This is a genomic window from Pseudomonas sp. FG6, from assembly GCF_057809015.1.
Window position 1 is genome coordinate 182,736 of sequence record NZ_JBMDJD010000004.1, and the last position, 21,500, is coordinate 204,235.

Consider the following 21,500-nt stretch of genomic DNA (forward strand, 5'->3'; position numbering starts at 1 on the left):
ATGTGCCATGCTATCGTGCCCGCCCGACCCGCCACTGGTTCACGCCAGCATGCTGCCGACCACCCGTACCTTGCGCCTGTCGTTGTACACCTTGCTGATCCTGGCCGGTGCCGTGGTGGCCGCGACGCTGGCCGTGCGCCACGCCGAGCGTGCGGCCCTGCAGGAGGACGCCAACCGGGCAAACCAGCAGTTGGCCTTGTACGCCAACTCATTGCACACCCTGATCGAACGCTACCGCACCCTCCCCGCCGTCCTGGCACTGGACCCGGAATTGCGCTCGGCCCTCAAGGGACCGGTCAGTGCGACGCAACAGGAGGCGTTGAACCGCAAGCTCGAACAAATCAACGGCGCAGCACAGTCGTCGACCCTGGAGCTGCTCGACCATACCGGCCTGGCCGTTGCCGCCAGCAATTGGCGCCTGCCCAGCAGCTACGTGGGCCACAACTATGGTTTTCGCCCCTATTTCATCCAGACCCGCACCCAGGGCACCGGGCGTTTCTATGCGGTGGGGGTGACCAGCGGCATTCCGGGTTACTTCCTTTCCAGCGCGGTGACCGACGAGAACGGCCAGTTCCTCGGCGCGATGGTGGTCAAGCTGGAGTTCCCGGACCTGGAGCGCGAATGGCGCCAAGGCAGCGACACCCTGCTGGTCAGCGATGCCCGGGGCATCATTTTCATCGCCAATCGCGCAGGCTGGCGCTACCGCCACTTGCAACCTTTGAGCGACAGCGACCGCGCCGAACTCAAGGCCACCCGCCAGTACGACAAGCAGCCGCTGCAACCCTTGGCCTATGAGTCGCTACGGCGCTTTGACGACAACAGCCACCTGGCCCGGGTCCAAGCGCCCGCAGGCACAGCGGACTACCTGTGGGAATCGCTGCCGCTGAGCGCCGAAGGTTGGACGTTGCACTTGTTGCGCCAGCCGCAGATCGCCTTCGAAGACCGACGCAACGCCGGGCTCGCCGCCGCCGGGCTGTGGCTGGCGCTGGTGTTCCTGCTGCTGTTTCTCAACCAGCGCTGGCGCCTGGCAAAGCTGCGTCAGCGCAGTCGCCAGGAACTTGAACGGTTGGTAGAGGAACGCACCCGAGACCTGCGCACCGCCCAGGACGGCCTGGTGCAATCGGCCAAGCTCGCGGCCCTGGGGCAAATGTCGGCGGCCCTGGCCCATGAGATCAACCAGCCACTGACCGCCCAGCGCATGCAATTGGCAACCCTGCGCCTGCTGCTCGATCACGGCCGGATCGACGACGCCTACAAGGCCCTCAAGCCGGTGGACGACATGCTCACCCGCATGGCCGCCCTCACCGGCCACCTGAAGACCTTCGCCCGCAAAAGCCCCAGCGGCCTGCGCGAACGCCTGGACCTGGCAGCGGTGGTGGACCAGGCCCTGCAACTGCTGGACACCCGGCTGCGGGACGAAAACGTCAGCACCGTGCTGCACCTGAGCCGCCCGGCGTGGGTGCGGGGCGATGCGATCCGCCTCGAACAGGTGCTGATCAACTTGCTGCGCAACGCCCTCGACGCCATGGCCGGGCAACCGACCAAGCGCCTGGACATTCGCCTGGAGGCCGATGAGCAATTGTGGTGCCTAACAGTCAGCGACAGCGGCAGCGGGATCGCCGAAGAGCACTTGGCCCAGGTCTTCGATCCATTCTTCACCACCAAGGCCGTGGGCGATGGCCTGGGCTTGGGGCTGGCGGTTTCGTTTGCGATCATTCACGAATCCGGCGGGCGGTTGACCGCCGACAATCATGAAAACGGCGCGGTGTTCTGCGTGACCTTGCCCATCGATCAGGAGACGCCGCTGCATGCTTAGCCCTTCCACCTTGAAAAACGTCCTGGTCGTCGATGACGAAAGCAGCATCCGCAGCGCCGTCGAGCAGTGGTTGAGCCTGTCCGGGTTCCAGGTGCAGTTGTTCAGCCGCGCTGAGGAATGCCTGGCGCATCTCCCGGAGCACTTCCCGGGGGTGATCCTGAGCGACGTGCGCATGCCCGGGCTCAGCGGCCTGGAATTGCTCGCCGAAGTGCGCCGCCGCGATCCGGACCTGCCGGTGATTCTGTTGACCGGCCACGGCGACGTACCGATGGCCGTCGAAGCCATGCGCGACGGCGCCTACGACTTCCTGGAGAAACCCTTCAGCCCCGACGCCCTGCTTGGCAGCCTGCACCGCGCTCTGGACAAGCGTTTCCTGGTACTGGAGAACCGTCGCCTGCACGAACAGGCCGATGCCCGCGCCCGGCTCGATGGAACGCTCTTGGGCGTTTCCCGCGCGCTGCAAAACCTGCGGCGCCAGGTGCTGGACCTGGCGGCACTGCCGGTCAACGTGTTGATCCGTGGCGAAACCGGCAGCGGCAAAGAACTGGTCGCCCGCTGCCTGCACGATTTCGGCCCGCGGGCGAGCAAGCCCTTCGTCGCCTTGAACTGCGCGGCCATTCCCGAACCGTTGTTCGAGGCCGAATTGTTCGGCCACGAAAGCGGCGCCTTTACCGGCGCCCAGGGCAGGCGCATCGGCAAGCTCGAATACGCCCATGGCGGGACGCTGTTCCTTGATGAAATAGAAAGCATGCCCCTGGCCCAACAGGTCAAGCTGCTGCGCGTGTTGCAGGAACAGAAACTCGAACGCCTGGGCTCCAACCAGAGCATCGCGGTGGACATTCGCATCGTCGCCGCCACCAAACCCGACCTGCTGGACGAAGCCCGGGCCGGGCGCTTTCGCGAAGACCTGGCCTATCGCCTGAACATCGCCGAACTGCGCCTGCCGCCGCTGCGTGAACGGCGCGAGGACATTCCCCTGCTGTTCGAACACTTCACCCACCACGCCGCCGAACGCCTGGGCCGCGCCGCCGCGCCGTTGAGCGCTGCGCAACTGAACCACCTGCTCAGCCACGACTGGCCGGGCAACGTGCGGGAACTGGCCAACGTTGCCGAACGCCAGGTCCTGGGGCTGGACCAGTCCCCTGGATTGGACATGGAACCCGGTCAATCCCTCGCCGCCCAGCAGGAAGCCTTCGAAGCCCAATGCCTGCGGGCTGCCCTGATGCGGCACAAGGGCGATGTGAAAGCGGTGCTCGAAGAACTGCAACTGCCGCGGCGTACCTTCAATGAAAAGATGCAGCGGCATGGGTTGAGTCGGGAGATGTTTTTGTAGGGCCTGATTTCTACGCAAGCTGTGCCGGCCCCATCGCGAGCAAGCTCGCACACAGGGGCATGTGTACGCCGGACGAAATGTGGGAGAGGGCTTGCTCGCGATGAGGCCAATACAGGCACTGCATCTCTTTGCATAAGCGGATTCCCGCCCACACCCCCAGCCAAGATGAGCGGATTTCCGCTCATCCAGCGCCACACCCCCCTCTAAACCGGCCTTCCGGCACCTGGCACAGCTTCTGCTATAGCCCTGTCAGGCTGCGCTCCCACGCGCTCCACAACAACAATTAAACGAAGGATCCTTCAATGGATAACTCCAACGCCCTGCCCATTGGGTCGGCTGCCGTACCCGCCCGTGAAAGAACCACCGCCAGCCGGATCAAGTCGATCTTCAGCGGTTCGGTCGGCAACATGGTCGAGTGGTATGACTGGTACGTCTACGCCGCGTTCTCGTTGTACTTCGCCAAAGTCTTCTTCCCCAAGGGCGACACCACCGCCCAGTTGCTCAACACTGCCGCGATCTTCGCCGTGGGCTTCTTGATGCGCCCGATCGGCGGCTGGTTGATGGGGCTGTACGCCGACCGCGCCGGACGCAAACGCGCGCTGATGGCCTCGGTCTACCTGATGTGCTTCGGTTCGCTGATCATCGCCCTGAGCCCGGGCTATGAAACCATCGGCGTCGGCGCGCCGCTCCTGCTGGTGTTCGCCCGCTTGCTCCAGGGCCTGTCGGTGGGTGGCGAATACGGCACCTCGGCGACCTACCTGAGCGAGATGGCGACCAAGGAACGTCGCGGTTTCTTCTCCAGCTTCCAGTACGTGACCCTGATCTCCGGCCAGCTCATCGCCCTCGGCGTGCTGATCGTGCTGCAGCAGTTCCTCACCAGCGAACAGCTGTACGCCTGGGGCTGGCGCATTCCGTTCGCCATCGGCGCCCTGTGCGCGATCGTGGCGCTGTACCTGCGACGCGGCATGGAAGAAACCGAGTCGTTCACCAAGAAAGAGAAAGCCAAGGAAAGCGCCATGCGCACCTTGCTGCGCCATCCCAAGGAACTGATGACCGTGGTCGGCCTGACCATGGGCGGCACCCTGGCGTTCTACACCTACACCACCTACATGCAGAAATACCTGGTGAACACCGTCGGCATGAGCATTTCCGACTCCACCACCATTTCCGCTGCCACGTTGTTCCTGTTCATGTGCCTGCAACCGGTGATCGGCGGCCTGTCGGACAAGATCGGGCGTCGGCCGATCCTGATTGCCTTCGGCATCCTCGGCACGCTGTTCACCGTGCCGATCCTCACCACCCTGCACACCATCCAGACCTGGTGGGGCGCGTTCTTCCTGATCATGGCCGCGCTGATCATCGTCAGCGGCTACACCTCGATCAACGCGGTGGTGAAAGCCGAGCTGTTCCCCACCGAAATCCGCGCCCTGGGCGTCGGCCTGCCATACGCGCTGACCGTCTCGATCTTCGGCGGCACCGCCGAATACATCGCCCTGTGGTTCAAGAGCATCGGCATGGAAACCGGCTACTACTGGTACGTGACGGCGTGCATCGCGGTATCGCTGCTGGTGTACGTCACCATGAAAGACACCCGCAAGCATTCGCGGATCGTGACGGACTGATCGGTGTTCCCGCGGTCATTACTCTAGAGACTGTAGTGCCCCTTTCACAGTTCAAGCCCGCTCCCACAGGTTCTGCTCAAAATCCTGTGGGAGCGGGCTTGCTCCGGGCGGCGATCCGACGAAGGGCGCGACTCGGTCTCAGCTCAACTGCGCAGCCTCCCGGTTGCCATAGCGACTCTGCGCATACGCCGCCCCGGCGATCATCACCAGCAAGATTCCCCCCAGCACCGCCGAAGAACCGATGGTGCCGAAGTCCAGGCCACCCTTCTCGTGGGACTTGGTCATCAAGTCGCCCAGCGTCGCACCCAACGGACGGGTCAGTACGAACGCGATCCAGAACAACACCACCGACGAAATCCTGGTGAAGTACTTGAGCAGCACGACCACGGCAATGGTCGAGCCGATCAGCAGTGCACCACCGGCGAACCCCAGGCCCGAATCATCGGCCAGGTAGTCACCGAGCGCGGTGCCCAAGGTGTTGGAAAACAGAATCGCCATCCAATAGAACATCTCGCCGCGAAAGGTTTGCACCTTGGTCACGTTGAGCGAATCGCCGCTCAGGCGCCAGGCGGCGAAGATCGCCAGCAAAATCGCGATCAGGATCATCGACCCGGTGGCATAGCCCAGTTCGAGGGTGCGATCCATGAAGTCGGACATGGTGGTGCCCGCGGTGCTGGTGGACAGGATCACGATCCAATACAGGACAGGCTTGTAGGTCTTGGACATCAACTGCGTGACCAGGGTCAGGACGAAGACGCTGATCAGAATCAGCGAACTGACGGCGTAACCGACGTCCAGGGTCATCGACAGCAAATCCCCCGCCGTCTCGCCCAGGGTCGTTGCGCAGATTTTCATGACCCAGAAGGCCAGGGTGATTTGAGGCAGTTTATTCATCGCAGGGAAAGGCTCCAGTGTTGACGTGCGGCGCTTGTTTTTGGCCCGGCGCAGACTGGCGTTGCAGCAGTGAAAAACAGGTCGGGAATGTATGAAAAATCTGTCATTTACATCCGAACAGCGATTAATCACCGGTTAATGCTGGCACTGCATCCTGCTTTCACCTGATCGATGACCTGCGCGACGTTCGCTCTGACGATGGAAAGCGAATTGAATACGTCGCTCTTAATATCTATTTAATCGATTATTTCCAGCATTATTTTGCGCTTTTTAATCAGTTTAATCGGCGTAGCATTCAACCCATGCAAGACACATCGCCAACGAACCTGGAGTTTACGACCATGAAAACCAAACTGATCCTCGCCCTGACCCTGTCCGTACTGGCCGCCAATACCTTTGCTGCCGATGGTTTCGACAAGACCGGTACCGCCTCTTTCGGCTCTAACGCCAGCGCTGCCATCGAACGCAGCCATTCGGGCAGCTATGCCGCAGATGGCTTCGACAAGACCGGCACCGCCGACGCCATCGCCGCTGACGGTTTCGACAAGACTGGCACCGCTGACGCCATCGCCGCTGACGGCTTCGACAAGACCGGCACCGCTGATGCCATCGCCGCCGACGGTTTCGACAAGACCGGCACCGCCGACGCCATCGCCGCTGACGGCTTCGACAAGACTGGCACCGCCGACGCCATCGCCGCCGACGGTTTTGACAAGACCGGCACTGCTGGCGTGATAGGTTAATGTCGACACACAGATCGCCGCCTTCGGCAACGCCTACGGATTGAATCCGGTCTGTAGGCGCTGCCGAGGCGGCGATCTTTTTTGCCTCAAACCGATCTGGAAAAAACAGGCCCGGCCTTGCACTATTGGCCGCCTCCGAACGCCTTCCAGGAATGCCCGCAATGCCCGACGACATCCACTACTACGAACCCGCCCAAGGCCACGGCCTGCCTCACGACCCGTTCAATGCCATCGTCGGTCCGCGTCCCATTGGCTGGATCTCGTCCCAGGATGGCGAAGGTCGCCTGAACCTGGCGCCCTACAGCTTCTTCAACGCGTTCAACTACATTCCGCCGATCATTGGTTTTTCCAGCGTCGGACGCAAAGACAGCCTGAACAATATCGAACAGACCGGTGAGTTCGCCTGGAACCTGGCCACTCGCCCACTGGCCGAGCAGATGAACCAGAGCTGCGCGATGGTCGCGCCCCAGGTCAATGAGTTCGAATTGGCGGGTTTGACGACGGCGCCGTCACGGGTCATCCAGGTGCCGCGCGTCGCCGAAAGCCCGGTGTCCTTCGAATGCAAGGTCACCCAGATCATTCAGTTGCAGCGGGCGGACAAGGAATTAGTGCCGAGCTGGCTGATCCTCGGCGAAGTGGTCGCCGTGCATATCGCCAAATGGCTGTTGAAGGATGGGATCTACGACACCGCCGCGGCCGAACCGATCCTGCGCGGCGGCGGACCGGCGGATTACTTCCAGCTGGGGCCTGAGGCGTTGTTCAAGATGCATCGCCCTCGATAAGGGCTGCATTTAGACAAAAAGGTCATCTGTGGGAGCGATTTCTGTGGGAGCGGTTTCTGTGGGAGCGGTTTCTGTGGGAGCAAGGCTTGCCCGCGATGCAAGCAACGCGGTCTACCTGAGAAACCGAGGCGCCTTCATCGCGGGCAAGCCTTGCTCCCACACTGAGTACCTTCAGTACCTACAGCCTTGCTTCCACGGCGTTAACTGCGCTGATTACCAGATCAACCCACCCTCCTCGCTGACCCCCTTGAGATGGGTCAGTTGCACCGCTGCCGCTTCATCGGCTTTGGTAGCTGTCGAGAAGTTCTGCTCTTCAAGCACCTTGTTGAAACGCGGCGCCCCCGAGCCGCCGATGGCCTTGGTGGCAATGGCGGCGAAGTAGCCGCCGCCCTCCCGGGGAACGACTGCAGAAACAGCTTCAAAGGTTTCAAAGGCTTTACGTGCCATGTTCGCGCATCCTGGCGGTGGAAAATGACGGCCATTAAACCTTCAACCGGCCAGTTTGTGCACCTTCGCCACGCCACCTTCGGTCGCCTGGGCGACAGACACGTCCTTGAAAGTGTGGAAATCCAGGCTGCTGACCACCAGGTGCTGCACCAACTCGGAGAAAATCGCCATGGCCGGAGAGTTGAAATAAGCTTCCATCGCCGACTGGTTGGTCCAGAGCCCGGAAAGCAGCCACAAATCGGCGTCGCACTGCGATTGCTGCAAGGCAAAGTGCAGGCAGCCGGGTGTTTGACGCGAAGGCGTGATCAGCGTACTCAGGCGTGCACCCAATTGCCTGGAGTAACCGACGCGGGCCCTCACAAAAGCCATGTGGCTGACGGGAATCTGTGTAGACATGTTCAACCTCCCAGGTTATCCGTCGTGCAGCCGGGGACAGGCCGCTACAGGATCAAAGGTTAAGGGTCCGTCGACCACCCGGGTTAGTCGATTCCTGCCGACCCATTGCACAATCCTGCCTGTCGACACGCCAACGCCTGCCAGCCATCGGCTGCAAAGCCGAAAGTTGAAACAAAAGGTATCAAGCAAGTTTCAAAGACGTTGCCGGGTGGCGCTCCCGCAAGCCGTGCAGGATCAGGCAAGCTTTCAAGAGGATGTGACTAACGCCAGGCCTTGCACAAACTTAAGCTGTGTCCATTGAGCCTTATCATCCGAGGATTCCGGCATGTCCCCACTCGATCACGCCCACCTCCCGCTGGACACCTACCTGGAACAGCAACGCGCCGAACTGGCGTCGATCATCGACCGCAACACCTGCGAAGATGGCAGCTATGCCACGGCCATCGGCTCGCTGAACTTGTCACGCCACAGCCAGCCCCATGATTTTGCCCCAGTGCTCGCACAACCGGCGCTGTGCATCATGGCCCAGGGCAGCAAGCAGGTGCGCCTGGCGGACGAGTTGTTCAACTACGACCCGCTCCACTACCTGGTGGTCTCGGTGTCGATGCCCCTGAGCGGCTGCATCGCCGATGTTTCGCCCGAGCAACCGATCCTGGCCCTGCGCCTGGACATCGACCCGGCGGAAATCACCGCCCTGATCGCCGACGCCGGCCCGCTGGGGGTGCCCACCCGCCCCGCCGGGCGCGGCCTCTACGTCGAACGGCTGGACACGCCGATGCTCGACGCGGTGCTGCGCCTGACGCGGCTGCTCGACACCCCGAAAGACATCGCCATGCTCGCGCCGCTGGTACGCCGGGAGATTCTCTATCGCCTGTTGCGCAGTCCCCAGGGTTACCGTTTGTACGAAATCGCCATTGCCAACAGTCAGAGCCATCGCATCAGCCAGGCGATCAAATGGCTCAATGGCCATTTCGAGCAGCCGCTGCGCATCGATGACCTGGCCCGAGAAGTGAACCTCAGCGTTTCCACGCTGCACCACCGCTTCAAGGCCATGACCGCCATGAGCCCGTTGCAATACCAGAAGCAACTGCGCCTGCAGGAAGCCCGGCGGCTGATGCTGGCCGAAGGGTTGGAGGCTTCTGCGGCGGGGTATCGGGTGGGTTATGAAAGCCCTTCGCAGTTCAGCCGTGAGTACAGCCGACTGTTCGGCGCCCCGCCGTTGCGGGATCTGGCGCGGTTGCGGTTGTCGGTTTGAGCCACAGCGAAAGCTAGAGCAGGTTCGGCACCTGCACCGGCTCGATCTGCGCCCAGTGGGAGGTGTCTTCGCGGTGCTGCTGCAAGTAGGGCAACACCGCCCCCAGCAGCGGCGCCTTGAAGGCTTCCTGGAAACGATGGGCCAGGCCCGGGATCAGCTTCAACTGGCTACCACGGATGTGCGCAGCCAGGTGCACGCCGTGCATCACCGGCAACAGCGGGTCGGCGGTGCCGTGGACCACCAGGGTTGGCACCTGCAATTGATTGAGCAGCGCGACCCGGCTCGGCTCGGCCATGATCGCCATGATCTGCCGTTGCACGCCTTCGGGGTTGAAGGCGCGGTCATAGGAGACGGCGGCCTGATGCAGCAACACCTGGCGGTCGTCGACCACCAGGGGGCTGCCCAGGGCGGCCAGCAGATCGGCCTGCTGCTCCAGCGCCGCTTCGCGATTCGGCGCGCTGCGCCGCGACAGCAACTGCACCAGCGCAGCACTCGGTGCCGGCAATCCTTCGGCACCGGAACTGGTCATGATCAGCGTCAGGCTTTCGACCCGCTGTGGCGCCATGGCGGCCATGTGCTGGGCAATCATGCCGCCCATGCTCGCGCCCAGTACATGAAAGCGCTGCACCTGCAAGGCGTCCATCAGCCCCAGCCCGTCGTTGGCCATGTCGGTCAAGGTATAAGGCGCAGCCACGGGCAAGCCGAGCTTGTAGCGCAAGGCTTCGAAAGTCAGGTTGGCGCTGCCGGGAGCCTGGCGCCAGGCCGACAGGCCCACGTCCCGGTTGTCGTAGCGGATCACTCGGAAACCCTGCTCGCACAGGGCCATCACCACCTCGTCCGGCCAATGGATCAACTGCCCGCCCAGCCCCATCACCAGCAGCAAGGCCGGATCCGAGGCACGGCCAACGCTCTGGTACGCCAGGCTTACCTGGTCCAGGTCGACCCGTTGGGTCGCGACATTGACATCACAACGAGACGCCGCCATCGACGGCAGGCCGAACAACAACGCGGCCAGGAAAATGAATACACGCATGAACAAACACCGAAACGCAGAACCCCAGTAGAGCGCAAGTCTGATGAAGTTTGTTCAAGCGCGCTGCCACAAATGCGTGACAGTTTGATGAAGATTGCCGTGTGGTCTCTTGCGATGAAGAATTTCATCTGTGGGAGCAAAGCTTGCTCGCGATGCAGCCAACGCGATCTGTCAGTAATCGCGGTGCCTGCATCGCGAGCAAGCTTTGCTCCCACAGCACAGGTGCCGGCTCACGGCACCCGCTTCTTCAAGCCAACTGGCTACGCAACTGCCGCGCCGCTGCCACCATGTTCACCAACGCCGCTTCCGTCTCCTGCCAGCCCCGGGTTTTCAACCCGCAATCGGGGTTGACCCACAGCCGTTCGGGCGCGATCCGCTTCACCGCCTTGCTCATCAACGCCACCATCTCGGCGGTGTCCGGCACGCGCGGCGAGTGGATGTCATAGACGCCCGGACCAATGTCGTTGGGGTAATCGAACGCCTCGAACGCCTCCAGCAGCTCCATGTCCGAGCGCGACGTTTCGATGGTGATGACGTCGGCATCCATGGCGGCGATGGCCTTGATCACGTCGTTGAATTCGCTGTAGCACATGTGGGTGTGGATCTGGGTTTCGTCAGCTACGCCCGAGGCGCACAGGCGGAAGGCCTCCACCGCCCAGTCCAGGTAGGACTGCCATTGGCTACGGCGCAGCGGCAAGCCTTCGCGGAAGGCGGCTTCGTCGATCTGCACGATCTTGATCCCGGCCTTTTCCAGGTCCACCACTTCGTCACGCAGGGCCAGGGCCAGTTGCTGCGCCTGCACCCGACGCGACACGTCTTCGCGGGGGAACGACCACATCAGCATCGTCACGGGGCCGGTGAGCATGCCTTTCATGACTTTGTCGGTCAGGCTCTGTGCATAGCGGATCCACTCGACCGTCATGGCTTTCGGTCGGCTGATGTCGCCGTAGATGATCGCCGGTTTTACACAACGCGAGCCGTAGCTCTGCACCCAGCCGAAGCGGGTGAAGGCGTAACCGTCCAGTTGCTCGGCGAAGTATTCCACCATGTCGTTGCGTTCCGCCTCACCGTGCACCAGCACATCGAGGCCCAGGCGCTCCTGGATCTGCACGGCATGACGGATCTCGGTGTGCATGGCGTCCTGATAGTCATTGGCCGACAGCTTGCCTTGCTTGTAGGCCTGGCGTGCCAGGCGAATCGCCGATGTCTGCGGGAAGGAGCCGATGCTCGTCGTTGGAAAAGCCGGCAGGTTCAGCCCCGCGCGCTGCAATTCGATGCGCTTGGCAAACGGTGAGTGCCGCTGGCTGTCCTGCGGCCCGATCGCCGCCAGGCGGGCCTGGACTGCCGGTTTATGAATGCGTGCCGAACGGGCGCGACTGGCCTGGATCTCACGGCTGTCGGCCAGGGCGCGCTGTACGCTCGGCGCCTGTGGATCGTTGAGCGCATCGCGCAACACCGCGACTTCACCGCACTTCTGCACCGCAAAGGCCAGCCAGCTCTTGAGTTCGGGGTCGAGCCGGTCTTCGCGCTCCAGGTCCACCGGGCTGTGCAGCAGCGAGCATGAGGTGCTGACCCAGAGGTTATCGCCAAAGCGCTCCTGCGCCGGTTGCAACTGCGCCAGAGCCTGTTCCAGCTCACAGCGCCAGACGTTGCGGCCATTGACCAGGCCCACCGAGAGGATCTTGTAGGTGGGCAGGCGGTCGAGTACCTGGCCCAGTTGGTCCGGCGCACGCACCGCGTCGATGTGCAAGCCATCCACGGGCAGGCCGACCGCCAGGCCGAGATTGTCTTCCAGGCCACTGAAGTAGGTCGCCACAAGTTTCTTCAGCGGCGAATATTGAAGGATGTGGTAAGCCCGTTCGAAGGCGTTTTTCCAGGCCTGTGGCAGGTCCAGGGTGAGGATCGGCTCGTCGATCTGCACCCACTCCACGCCTTGGGCCTTGAGGCGGTTGAGGATTTCACCGTAGACCGGCAGCAGGCGTTCAAGCAGGTCGAGCTTGTCGAAGTCCCCACCTTTGGCCTTGCCCAGCCACAGATAGGTCAGCGGACCGATGATCACCGGCTTGACCGAATGGCCCAGGGCCTGGGCCTCGGCCACTTCATCGAACAGCTGTTGCCAGCTCAGGGCGAACGTCTGGTCAGCGCTGAACTCCGGGACCAGGTAGTGGTAGTTGGTGTCGAACCACTTGGTCAGCTCCTGGGCATGCTGGGTCTGGCCGTGGTCGGCACCGCAGCAAGGCGCCGTGGCACCGCGGGCCATGGCGAACAGCGTGTCCAGGGTCGGCAGGCCCTGTGCATCCAACGTACCGTGGAAGCGTGGCGGAACGGCGCCCAGGGTCAAGGTGTGGCTGAGCACCTGGTCGTACCAGGCGAAATCGCCCACGGGCAGCAGGTCGATGCCGGCGTCTTCCTGCAATTGCCAGTGCCGGGCCCGCAGCTCGCGCCCGACGGCTTGCAGCTCGGACAGGGCCAGGTCGCCCTTCCAATAGGCTTCGAGGGCTTTTTTCAGTTCGCGGTCTGCGCCGATGCGGGGAAAACCTAAGGTGTGGGCCAGGGCCATGGTATGCATCCTCCTCTCTAAGATGTCGCTATTGTCGACAGTCGGCCCCGCATGAGACAAACTCAACATTTTCGTGTTGATCACAAGTTTCACTCATGGAGACCCCCTTGCTCGAACTCCGACACCTCAAGACCCTGCACGCCCTGCGCGAAGCCGATAGCCTGGTGGAAGCCGCCGAACGCCTGCACCTGACCCAGTCCGCCCTTTCTCACCAGTTCAAGGAGCTGGAAGAACGCTTGGGCATGCAACTGTTCGTGCGCAAGACCAAACCGGTGCGGTTCACCAGCGCCGGCCTGCGCTTGTTGCAACTGGCCGACACCACCCTGCCGTTGTTGCGCAGCGCCGAGCGGGACATCGCCCGCCTGGCCGGCGGCACGGCGGGGCGCCTGCACATGGCCATCGAATGCCACAGCTGCTTCCAATGGCTGATGCCCACCATCGACCAGTTCCGCGATGCCTGGCCGGAAGTCGAGCTGGACCTGGCCTCGGGCTTCGCCTTCGCCCCACTGCCGGCCCTGGCCCGTGGCGACCTGGACCTGGTGGTGACCTCCGACCCGTTGGAGCTGGCGGGCATCACTTATGTACCGTTGTTCACCTACGAAGCGATGTTGGCCGTGGCGAACCAGCATCGACTGGCGAGCAAGCCGTACATCGTGCCCGAGGACTTGATCAGCGAAACCCTGATCACCTACCCGGTGGAACGGGATCGGCTGGACATCTTCACCCGCTTCCTGGAACCGGCCGACATCGAACCGGCCCAGGTGCGCACCTCCGAACTGACGGTGATGATGATGCAACTGGTGGCCAGCGGCCGTGGCGTGTGCGGCATGCCGCACTGGGCGCTGCATGAGTACAGCTCACGCGGCTACGTGAAGGCCAAGCGGCTGGGGGAGAAAGGCTTGTTCGCCACACTGTATGCGGCGGTGCGCACCGACATGCTCGACGCGCCGTACATGCGCGACTTCTTGCTGACGGCCAAGGACACGTCGTTTTCCACACTTGATGGGGTCAGTGCCGTGCGGTGAAACCCCAATCGCAAGCAGGCTCGCTCCCACAAAAAACCTGGGATAGCGGTGAGTCAAAGCTCCAGCCACATGAGGATCTTGTCGAGGTATTCGCCGTCCACGCATATCGCCTGCGGCTCAAGGCCATAAAGGGCGAAACCGCAGCGCTGGTAAAGCGTGATCGCCGGGTCGTTGCCGGCGGTGACGGTCAGTTGCACCAGGCGCAGGAACGGATAGCGGCGGGCTTCGTCGAGGGCGGCTTGCAGCAGTTGATAGCCGAGCCCTTGGCGGTGGTGGGTTTCATCGACGTACATGCCGAACAGCAAGGCCTTGTGCCGGGCCTTTTCCCGGGGTTCCAGGGCCAGGCCGACGATGCCGACCAGCGCTTGATCGACAAACGCGCCCAGCAGTACGTCGAGCCGGCTGCCCAGGCGTGACTCCCACCAGTTGATCGGCAACGCCGCCCGCTCGCTGACGCTGGAGGTGAAGGCCTGCGGATGCCGCGCGTACGCCTGGAGCATCAGCTCGCGATACGCCGGGGCATCGCCGGCCCGCAACCGTCGAATGTTCACGCCGTGCGCCGTTGCTCAAGCATCAGTCGCAACGCCAATCCGCCGAGGACAAAGCCCATGAAATAACGCTGCGCCGCCAGCCAGGTGGGGTTGTGCACGAACCAGGAGGCAATGCCGGCGGCGAACAGGGCTATCAACAGGTTGACGCTGAAACTGACGCTGATCTGGGTCAGCCCCAGGAGGATGCTCTGGGTGAACAGCGAACCGTGTTCCGGGCTGATGAACTGCGGGAATACCGAGAGATAGAACACCGCGATCTTCGGGTTCAGCGCGCTGGTCAGAAACCCCATGGTGATTAACTTGCGCGTCGAGTCTTCCGGCAATTGCTGGGCCTCGAAGGGCGAGCGCGCCCCCGGCTTCACCGCCTGCCAGGCCATCCACAGCAAATACAGCGCACCGGCCCATTTCAACGCCTCATACGCCATGGGCACCGCCAGGAACACTGCGGTCAACCCTGCGGCGGCGGCAAACACGTGCACGAAGAAGCCCGCCACCACGCCCACCAGAGAGGTGACCCCGGCCTTGCGGCCCTGGCAGATCGAACGGGAAATCAGGTAGATCATGTTCGGCCCGGGCGTCAGCACCATCAGCAGCGCGGCGGCGGCGAAAATCAACAGGTCCGGCAATGGAATCATGAGCATCAATCCTTGAGTCAGCAGGTGGTCAAATGTCTGGCCCGATAAAACGGCAGGATCACCTCGCCTGTCAACGGTGCCAGGAACAGATCGCCGTCGGTGGCCGGGTCGATCCAGCGAACTTCTTCAATTTCGGCAGCGGGTGAAACCGCCGCGTCGATGTCCAGCAAGAACACCTCGGCCTGCACGGTAAACCCCGGCTCGTTGGCCGCCGGAGCGCTGAACAGCCCCAGGTAGCGGGCCTGCGTCGGGTCGATGCGCAGCCCCAACTCTTCTTCCAGTTCACGGGCCAACGCCTGCACCGGTTGTTCATGGGCCTCGATCTTGCCACCCGGCTGCATGAAGGCCCGGGTGCCGCGCTTGCGCACCAACAGCGTCCGGCCGTCCGCGCCGATCAGCAGGGCGGCGGCGATGCGAATGAGGGAAGTGGTCATGGGATCAAGGCCTCGGCGGGGGAAATGCCGGGGAGATTACAGCGCGGGGCGAAGTGAGCAAAGCCTGCCCTGATCCCAGGGTCGACGCATCCTCCTGTAGGAGCGAACTTGCTCGCGATGGGGTGACACGGTCCAACTGCAGGACCGCGTCATCGTTCATCGCGAGCAAGCTCGGCTCCCACAAAAGCTCGCTCCCACAGAAGATCCAGGTCACCCCAGCATCGGCTTGGGCACCGAAGGATCCTCCTCTTCGGGAATCTTGACGAACACGCTGTACCGCGCCCCTTCCATCGCTTCGAAGGCGATGAGCTTGTCGATCAGGGGCGCGCTCATGACCTTGCCGGCGTTGAGCAGCAGCATGCCGTTGTCGGCGTTGAGGTTGCGCGCCAGGACCATGCCGGCCGCCAGTTCGCGGGTGGTCATGACCTTGACCGTCGGGTCGGACAGCGTCACGTCGTCCAGGTACTCGCCACAGGCCTTGATGAAGTCCTCGATCATGTCCGGGTCGTAGAGCTTGCCCGCGTACTTGCGGATGTAGACCAGCGCTTCATCGCTGTTCATCTGCCGCTCCAGGATCAACCCGCGCTGCAACTCGATGAAGTCCACCGCCAGCTTCAACAGTCGCGAACCGAACGGAATCGCCTCGCCCTTGAGGTGATCGGGGAAACCGCTGCCGTCCCAACGTTCCTGGTGATGAAGAATGATGCGCGCCGCGTCCTTCATCGGGTCCAGGGTCATCAGCAGCGATTCGCTCTGCTTCGGATAGGCCCGGTACAACTCGAGTTCGTTGTGGTGGAGCATGTCGGCCGGCGTGACCATCATGTTGTCTGTCCAGCTCAGCTTGCCGATGTTGTACAGCGCGGCGGCCATGGTCAGGTCGCGGTCGGTGGACTCATCCAAAAAATGCAGGCGGCTGTAGACCCTGATCAATTCGATGATCTGCCGGTTGGTCTGCTTGGCCTTGGGCAGGCGCAGGTTGGCGATCAGCGAGAACACCTCGGTGCCGGTGACATAGCTGCGCTTGAGCTCTTCATACGCCAGGTCGAGCATGTCGGCGGTCTGCTGCAACTCGGAGGTGCGCGACGCCACGCGTTTTTCCAGGGTCGTGTTGAGGGTCTTGAGTTGCTGATTCTGCTCGCGGTTCAACGCTTCGAGGCGCTGGCGCTCGCTTTCCGAATGCTGGTGGGCCAGGGCCTGGCGCAACGCCTGCACCAGCTCGTCGTCGTTCCACGGCTTGCTGAGGTAACGATAGAGCCCCCCTTCGTTGATGGCCTTGGTCATCATGTCCACGTCGGCGTAGCCGGTGAGCAGGATGCGCAGGGTCGAGGGGTAGAGCTTGCGGATCTGCGCCAACAAGGTGGCGCCATCCATGTTGGGCATGCGCGCATCGGTCATCACCAGGTCGACCGGCCGCTCCTTGAGGATTTCCAGGGCCTTGGCGCCACTGTCGGCGACGAGGATCTCATACGGCTGGCTGCGCAATAATCGACGCAGGCTATTGAGAATCGGCTCTTCATCATCGACCAACAGCACCGTCGGTTTCTTGACCGGAACGTCCGGCGATTGATCTTCCATTGCAACCCCCTCCTATTCACGACAACTGTTCTACCCTACCCCCAAATGACAGGCTAGTAGATTGCAGAAATTTAGATACGATTTGCCATCATCCGCCAGGCGCATCCCGTTGAGACGACTATGCTGTACCCCATGAAGGGCCAAGTACAGGCCAGAATACTCATGCCAGCGAAAGGGATATCAGATGTTTCCAGGGTTCTATAGTCAGCATCTCGACGGTGCACGGCCATGAGCCTGCCGATGGAAAAAACCAATCGGCGGATCCTGATCGTCGACGACACCCAGACGATTCATGACGATTTTCACAAGATCCTCAGCCCGCAGGTGACCGCCGAAGACAACCTGAGCAGCGCCGAAGAGGCCCTGTTCGGCGCGCCGGTAGCGGTGTCCATCCAGAGCTTCGCGCTCGATTCGGCCTTCCAGGGCATGGAGGCGCTGAACAAGGTCGAGACGGCACTGGCCCAGGGGCAGCCCTACGCCATGGCGTTCATCGACATGCGCATGCCGCCGGGCTGGGATGGCCTTGAAACCATCGAGCGGCTCTGGCGCGTCGATCCCAAGCTGCAAGTGGCCCTGTGCACGGCGTATTCGGACTATTCCTGGGAAGACATTTCCGAGCGCCTGGAGCTGGGCGATCGCCTGCTCATCCTGAAAAAACCCTTCGATGCCATCGAGATTCGCCAGATGGCCAGCGCCTTGACCGTCAAATGGCAGATGACCGAGGACGCGGCGCTGAAGATGGACATGCTCGAACGGGCCGTGGAGGAACGCACCCGCGAGCTGGCCGACGCCAACATCATCGTGCAGAACAGCCCGACCATTCTCTATCGCCTGCGGGGCGAGCCGCCGTTCGCCTTGATGTACATCTCCCACAACATCACCAAGTTCGGCCATGTCGCGGCGCAACTGACCAGTTCGCCGGACTGGGCGCAAACCCTGATCCACCCCGACGACCAGGACAAGGTCCAGGAGGCCATGATCCGGGTGCTGGACCGCGACACCGCGGGGGCTTCCATCGAGTTCCGCATGCGCACCGGCGACGACACGTTCCGCTGGGTGGAAAACCGCTACATTCCGGTGCGCAACGAACAGGGCCTGCTGCTGGAGGTGGAAGGCATCATCCTGGACATCACCGAGCGCAAGCTGGCCGAGGAGAAAATCGCCTTGCTGGCCCGCACCGACGCCCTGACCGGGCTGGCCAACCGGGCCACGGTGATCGAGCGCCTGCACCAGGCCTTCGCCGCCGCTCGCCGAGGGGCGGCGCCGTTCGCGATGTTCTACCTGGACCTGGACCACTTCAAGCGGATCAACGACACCCTGGGCCATCCCATCGGCGACCTGCTGTTGCAGGAAGTCGCCACCCGCATCAAGGCCTGCACCCGGGAAAACGACGTGGTGGCGCGCCTGGGCGGCGACGAGTTCGCCCTCCTGCAACTGGACGTCCACGAAGCGACCCAATGCGCCGCGCTGGCGGCCAAGATCCGCGACGTCCTGGTGGCGCCCTACTCCCTGGACGGCAACGACGTACGCATCTCGGTCAGCATCGGCATCGCCTTGTACACCCCGCAGAGCCTGAGCGCCGACAGCCTGATGGCGCAATCGGACATGGCCCTGTACCGCTCCAAGGAAAAAGGCCGCAACCAGTACCATTTCCATAACGAGGAGATCAACCAGGAGGTCACCGACCGGGTCACCCTGGCCAACGACCTGCGCCAGGCCATCGAGAACAACGAGCTGCAATTGCATTACCTGCCGGAAGTCGACCTGGGCACCGGCAAGATCCTCGGCATGGGCGTGCAGGTACGTTGGAAACACCCACAGCGTGGCTGGCTGGAACCGTCGGTCTTCATGCCGACAGCAGAAAAGACCGGCATCATCATCGGCCTCGGCCATTGGGTGCTGGACCAGGCCTGCCAGCAGATGCGCCAATGGCGCGACCAGGGCATGGCGCCACCGGTGATTGCCATCGACCTGTCCCTGACCCAGCTCAAGACCGGTCCCGAACTGATCTACGACGTGCTGCGCACCACCGCCCGCTGGGAACTGGCGCCCTGGGACCTGCGCTTCGACGTGACCGAAGCCACCCTGGCACAGACCAAGTGGACCCACAACGACGTGCTGCCGCGCCTCTGTGAGCTGGGGGTACAGATCGCCATCGACGATTTTGGCACCGAGTACTCCTCGTTCGATTACCTCAAGACCTACCGGGTCAACCACCTCAAGCTGGCGCAACGGTTCCTCGACAGCGCCAACGACGATCCGGAGAACGCCACGACGTTGCGGGCCATCATCAACTTCGCCCGGGATGTGGGCATCGGCATCATTGCCGAGGGTGTCGAGACCCAGGAGCAACGCACCACGCTGATGTCCAGCGGCGGCTCGATGCAGGCCCAGGGGCATTACTTCAGTACCGTGGTCGACAGCAGCCAGGCCGCCGAACTGCTCAAGGCCGGCACCATCGTTCCCGTGGCCAACCACTGGACCAGGCCCACAGGCCAGCTATCGGAGAGCAACCCATGAACCCCATGTCGGTACCGGCCAACCGGCGCATCCTGGTGGTGGACGACACGCCGGCGATCCACCAGGACTTTCGCAAGATCCTCAGCCCCAGCGCGGGCAGCGATGACTCGCTGGACGACACCGAAAGCCTGCTGTTCGGTACCCCGCAGGTCAACCGGCTGCAATTCCAGATCGACTCGGCCTACCAGGGTGAAGAGGCGCTGGAACTGGTCAAGCGCGCCCAGGCCGAAGGCCAGCCCTACGCGCTGGTGTTCGCCGACATGCGCATGCCGCCGGGCTGGGACGGCCTGCAAACCATCGAGCAGATGTGGAAGGCCGACCCGCGGCTGCAAATCGCGTTGTGCACGGCGTTTTCCGACTACTCCTGGGAAACCATGTCCGAGCGGATCGAGTTCGACGATCAGTTGCTGATCCTCAAGAAACCGTTCGACACCCTGGAAATCCGCCAGATGGCCAGTGCCATGACCTGGAAATGGCAACTGGCCCAGGATGCGGCGCGCAAAATGCGCAGCCTGGAGCGCACCATCGAAGAACGCGTCCAGGAACTGCTCAAGGTCTCCCACCTGCTGCAATACGACGTGCTCACCGAGTTGCCCAACAGCATGTTGCTCGGAGACCGCCTGACCCAGGCCATGGCCCAATGCCGTCGGCATGACCGGCAACTGGCGGTGATGTTCCTCGGCCTGGACCGCTTCAAGCGCATCAATAACGCGCTCGGCCACCCGGTGGGCGACGAAATGCTCAAGCGCGTGGCGCGGACCCTGGCCACCGTGGTGCGTGAAACCGACTCGGTGTTTCGCTACGGTTCCGATGAGTTCGTGGTGGTACTGGGGGATGTCAGCGACCCGCAACAGACCAAGGGCGTGGCGGAAAAACTGCTGGCGGCCATCAGTACGCCGCAACCCATCGACGGCCACGACCTGACCGTCACCGCGAGCCTGGGTGTCAGCGTGTACCCCACCGACGGCTTCGATGCCGTGGCGCTGATCAAGAAAGCCGAGACGGCGATGCGCAACGTCAAGGACACCGGACCCAACGACTACCGTTTTTTCACCGAGGACATGAACCGTCGGGCCCGCCAGCAGCAGACCATCGAATCCGGCCTGCGGCTCGCCCTGCAACGCAAGGAGTTCGTGCTGCACTACCAGCCCAAGCTGGACCTGACGAGCGGCCGGGTGGTCGGCGTCGAGGCCCTGGTGCGCTGGAACCGGCCGGATTACGGCCTGGTCTACCCCTCCGACTTCATTCCCGTGGCCGAAGACAGCGGGCTGATCGTGCCCCTGAGCCAGTGGGTGCTCCAGGAAGCCTGCCAGCAGGCCTGCCGCTGGCAAGCCCAGGGGATGCGCCCGCTGTGCCTGTCGGTGAACGTCTCGGCCATCGATTTTCGCCAGCGCGGGTTCGTCGAAGGCATCGCCCGCACGCTCAAGGAAATCGGCTTCGACCCGACATTATTGGAATTGGAGATCACCGAAAGCGTGCTCATGCAAAACATCGACACCACCGTCGCCATCCTCAAGGCCATCAAGCAATTGGGGATACGGCTGGCCATCGATGACTTCGGCACCGGCTATTCGAGCCTGAGCTACCTGCAGAAATTTCCAGTGGATGTGTTGAAGATCGACCAGTCGTTCGTCGGTGACCTGAGCATCGACAGCAACGACGCCAAACTGGTGAGCACCATCATCAGCCTGGGCAAGAGCCTGAACCTGCACATCATCGCCGAAGGCGTGGAAACCCCCGAGCAACTGGAGTTCCTCAAGCTGCACCAGTGCGAAGAGGCCCAGGGCTACTACTTCAGCAAGGCGGTGGAGGCACAGGCTTTCGTCCAATGGATGACCGAGTGGGAGCAGCGCCAGTACCCGTTTGCGTGAGCACCTGA

At 62.6% G+C, this 21,500-nt stretch carries 18 protein-coding genes; 9 read left to right on the forward strand and 9 right to left on the reverse strand.

The window, feature by feature from the left end; genetic code table 11:
* Nucleotides 1-49 precede the first annotated feature (49 nt).
* The 3 genes from ACODSJ_RS04420 (at nt 50) to ACODSJ_RS04430 (ending at nt 4,771) form a co-directional block, all read left to right on the forward strand.
* Entirely contained in the window at nt 50-1,816 is a 1,767-nt protein-coding gene (locus tag ACODSJ_RS04420; protein ID WP_489100599.1) for a sensor histidine kinase, read from the forward strand.
* On the forward strand, nt 1,809-3,149 hold the full coding sequence (locus ACODSJ_RS04425; protein WP_489100557.1) for a sigma-54-dependent transcriptional regulator: 1,341 nt from the start codon (nt 1,809-1,811) through the stop codon (nt 3,147-3,149). Before ACODSJ_RS04420 ends, ACODSJ_RS04425 begins: the two co-directional genes overlap by 8 nt.
* 302 nt (nt 3,150-3,451) lie before the next feature.
* Nucleotides 3,452-4,771: an MFS transporter gene (locus tag ACODSJ_RS04430; RefSeq protein WP_489100558.1), complete on the forward strand. Its 1,320-nt coding sequence runs from the start codon at nt 3,452-3,454 to the stop codon at nt 4,769-4,771.
* Between the two features lie 138 nt (nt 4,772-4,909).
* On the opposite strand, the gene ACODSJ_RS04435 is transcribed toward ACODSJ_RS04430, so the two are convergent.
* Nucleotides 4,910-5,665 (reverse strand): COG4705 family protein, encoded by a 756-nt coding sequence (locus ACODSJ_RS04435; protein ID WP_489100559.1) that lies wholly within the window; start codon nt 5,663-5,665, stop codon nt 4,910-4,912.
* A 341-nt stretch (nt 5,666-6,006) separates the two neighbouring features.
* Here ACODSJ_RS04435 and ACODSJ_RS04440 point away from each other — a divergent pair, with 341 nt between their 5' ends.
* Together ACODSJ_RS04440 and ACODSJ_RS04445 are read left to right on the forward strand one after the other, a co-directional pair.
* Nucleotides 6,007-6,408, forward strand: a complete 402-nt coding sequence (locus ACODSJ_RS04440) for a hypothetical protein (protein ID WP_489100560.1) — start codon at nt 6,007-6,009, stop codon at nt 6,406-6,408.
* Nucleotides 6,409-6,569: 161 nt separating this feature from the next.
* Nucleotides 6,570-7,190, forward strand: coding sequence for a flavin reductase family protein (locus ACODSJ_RS04445; protein ID WP_489100561.1), 621 nt, complete (start codon nt 6,570-6,572; stop codon nt 7,188-7,190).
* A gap of 213 nt (nt 7,191-7,403) precedes the next feature.
* On the opposite strand, the gene ACODSJ_RS04450 is transcribed toward ACODSJ_RS04445, so the two are convergent.
* Together ACODSJ_RS04450 and ACODSJ_RS04455 are read right to left on the reverse strand one after the other, a co-directional pair.
* The gene (locus ACODSJ_RS04450; RefSeq protein ID WP_489100562.1) at nt 7,404-7,637 is read right to left on the reverse strand and encodes a hypothetical protein; all 234 of its coding nucleotides are present in this window, start codon (nt 7,635-7,637) and stop codon (nt 7,404-7,406) included.
* Between the two features lie 42 nt (nt 7,638-7,679).
* A complete protein-coding gene (locus ACODSJ_RS04455; protein ID WP_489100563.1) occupies nt 7,680-8,033 on the reverse strand; it encodes a putative quinol monooxygenase in 354 nt (117 codons plus the stop codon).
* Between the two features lie 325 nt (nt 8,034-8,358).
* Between ACODSJ_RS04455 and ACODSJ_RS04460 the strand changes: the two genes are divergently transcribed.
* Entirely contained in the window at nt 8,359-9,288 is a 930-nt protein-coding gene (locus tag ACODSJ_RS04460; protein WP_489100564.1) for an AraC family transcriptional regulator, read from the forward strand.
* Between the two features lie 13 nt (nt 9,289-9,301).
* On the opposite strand, the gene ACODSJ_RS04465 is transcribed toward ACODSJ_RS04460, so the two are convergent.
* Both ACODSJ_RS04465 and metE read right to left on the reverse strand, forming a co-directional pair.
* Complete coding sequence (locus ACODSJ_RS04465; RefSeq protein ID WP_489100565.1) at nt 9,302-10,321, reverse strand: alpha/beta fold hydrolase; 1,020 nt, start codon at nt 10,319-10,321, stop codon at nt 9,302-9,304.
* A gap of 247 nt (nt 10,322-10,568) precedes the next feature.
* Nucleotides 10,569-12,881, reverse strand: coding sequence for a 5-methyltetrahydropteroyltriglutamate--homocysteine S-methyltransferase (metE, locus tag ACODSJ_RS04470; protein WP_489100566.1), 2,313 nt, complete (start codon nt 12,879-12,881; stop codon nt 10,569-10,571).
* Nucleotides 12,882-12,988: 107 nt separating this feature from the next.
* Here metE and metR point away from each other — a divergent pair, with 107 nt between their 5' ends.
* Nucleotides 12,989-13,906, forward strand: a complete 918-nt coding sequence (metR, locus tag ACODSJ_RS04475; RefSeq protein WP_489100567.1) for a transcriptional regulator MetR — start codon at nt 12,989-12,991, stop codon at nt 13,904-13,906.
* A 53-nt stretch (nt 13,907-13,959) separates the two neighbouring features.
* On the opposite strand, the gene ACODSJ_RS04480 is transcribed toward metR, so the two are convergent.
* From ACODSJ_RS04480 to nosR, 4 genes are all read right to left on the reverse strand, one after another.
* Complete coding sequence (locus tag ACODSJ_RS04480; protein WP_489100568.1) at nt 13,960-14,457, reverse strand: GNAT family N-acetyltransferase; 498 nt, start codon at nt 14,455-14,457, stop codon at nt 13,960-13,962.
* Entirely contained in the window at nt 14,454-15,092 is a 639-nt protein-coding gene (locus ACODSJ_RS04485; protein ID WP_489100569.1) for a LysE family translocator, read from the reverse strand. Before ACODSJ_RS04485 ends, ACODSJ_RS04480 begins: the two co-directional genes overlap by 4 nt.
* A 17-nt stretch (nt 15,093-15,109) precedes the next feature.
* Complete coding sequence (locus tag ACODSJ_RS04490; protein WP_489100570.1) at nt 15,110-15,526, reverse strand: NUDIX hydrolase; 417 nt, start codon at nt 15,524-15,526, stop codon at nt 15,110-15,112.
* A 210-nt stretch (nt 15,527-15,736) separates the two neighbouring features.
* The gene (nosR, locus tag ACODSJ_RS04495) at nt 15,737-17,101 is read right to left on the reverse strand and encodes a response regulator c-di-GMP phosphodiesterase, NosR family (RefSeq protein ID WP_489100571.1); all 1,365 of its coding nucleotides are present in this window, start codon (nt 17,099-17,101) and stop codon (nt 15,737-15,739) included.
* A 228-nt stretch (nt 17,102-17,329) separates the two neighbouring features.
* On the opposite strand from nosR, the gene ACODSJ_RS04500 reads away from it, so the two are divergent.
* Entirely contained in the window at nt 17,330-19,621 is a 2,292-nt protein-coding gene (locus ACODSJ_RS04500) for a GGDEF/EAL domain-containing response regulator (RefSeq protein WP_489100572.1), read from the forward strand.
* On the forward strand, nt 19,618-21,492 hold the full coding sequence (locus tag ACODSJ_RS04505) for an EAL domain-containing protein (protein WP_489100573.1): 1,875 nt from the start codon (nt 19,618-19,620) through the stop codon (nt 21,490-21,492). The genes ACODSJ_RS04500 and ACODSJ_RS04505 overlap by 4 nt, the downstream gene beginning before the upstream one ends.
* The last annotated feature ends 8 nt before the right edge of the window (nt 21,493-21,500 follow it).

Excerpts from the sequence above, each read along its gene's own strand:
- ACODSJ_RS04420 (WP_489100599.1), top strand. The coding sequence starts at position 50 with ATGCTGCCGACCACCCGTACCTTGCGCCTGTCGTTGTACACCTTGCTG.
- ACODSJ_RS04425 (WP_489100557.1), top strand. The coding sequence starts at position 1,809 with ATGCTTAGCCCTTCCACCTTGAAAAACGTCCTGGTCGTCGATGACGAA.
- ACODSJ_RS04430 (WP_489100558.1), top strand. The coding sequence starts at position 3,452 with ATGGATAACTCCAACGCCCTGCCCATTGGGTCGGCTGCCGTACCCGCC.
- ACODSJ_RS04435 (WP_489100559.1), bottom strand. The coding sequence starts at position 5,665 with ATGAATAAACTGCCTCAAATCACCCTGGCCTTCTGGGTCATGAAAATC.
- ACODSJ_RS04440 (WP_489100560.1), top strand. The coding sequence starts at position 6,007 with ATGAAAACCAAACTGATCCTCGCCCTGACCCTGTCCGTACTGGCCGCC.
- ACODSJ_RS04445 (WP_489100561.1), top strand. The coding sequence starts at position 6,570 with ATGCCCGACGACATCCACTACTACGAACCCGCCCAAGGCCACGGCCTG.
- ACODSJ_RS04450 (WP_489100562.1), bottom strand. The coding sequence starts at position 7,637 with ATGGCACGTAAAGCCTTTGAAACCTTTGAAGCTGTTTCTGCAGTCGTT.
- ACODSJ_RS04455 (WP_489100563.1), bottom strand. The coding sequence starts at position 8,033 with ATGTCTACACAGATTCCCGTCAGCCACATGGCTTTTGTGAGGGCCCGC.
- ACODSJ_RS04460 (WP_489100564.1), top strand. The coding sequence starts at position 8,359 with ATGTCCCCACTCGATCACGCCCACCTCCCGCTGGACACCTACCTGGAA.
- ACODSJ_RS04465 (WP_489100565.1), bottom strand. The coding sequence starts at position 10,321 with ATGCGTGTATTCATTTTCCTGGCCGCGTTGTTGTTCGGCCTGCCGTCG.
- metE (WP_489100566.1), bottom strand. The coding sequence starts at position 12,881 with ATGGCCCTGGCCCACACCTTAGGTTTTCCCCGCATCGGCGCAGACCGC.
- ACODSJ_RS04485 (WP_489100569.1), bottom strand. The coding sequence starts at position 15,092 with ATGATTCCATTGCCGGACCTGTTGATTTTCGCCGCCGCCGCGCTGCTG.
- ACODSJ_RS04490 (WP_489100570.1), bottom strand. The coding sequence starts at position 15,526 with ATGACCACTTCCCTCATTCGCATCGCCGCCGCCCTGCTGATCGGCGCG.
- nosR (WP_489100571.1), bottom strand. The coding sequence starts at position 17,101 with ATGGAAGATCAATCGCCGGACGTTCCGGTCAAGAAACCGACGGTGCTG.
- ACODSJ_RS04500 (WP_489100572.1), top strand. The coding sequence starts at position 17,330 with ATGAGCCTGCCGATGGAAAAAACCAATCGGCGGATCCTGATCGTCGAC.
- ACODSJ_RS04505 (WP_489100573.1), top strand. The coding sequence starts at position 19,618 with ATGAACCCCATGTCGGTACCGGCCAACCGGCGCATCCTGGTGGTGGAC.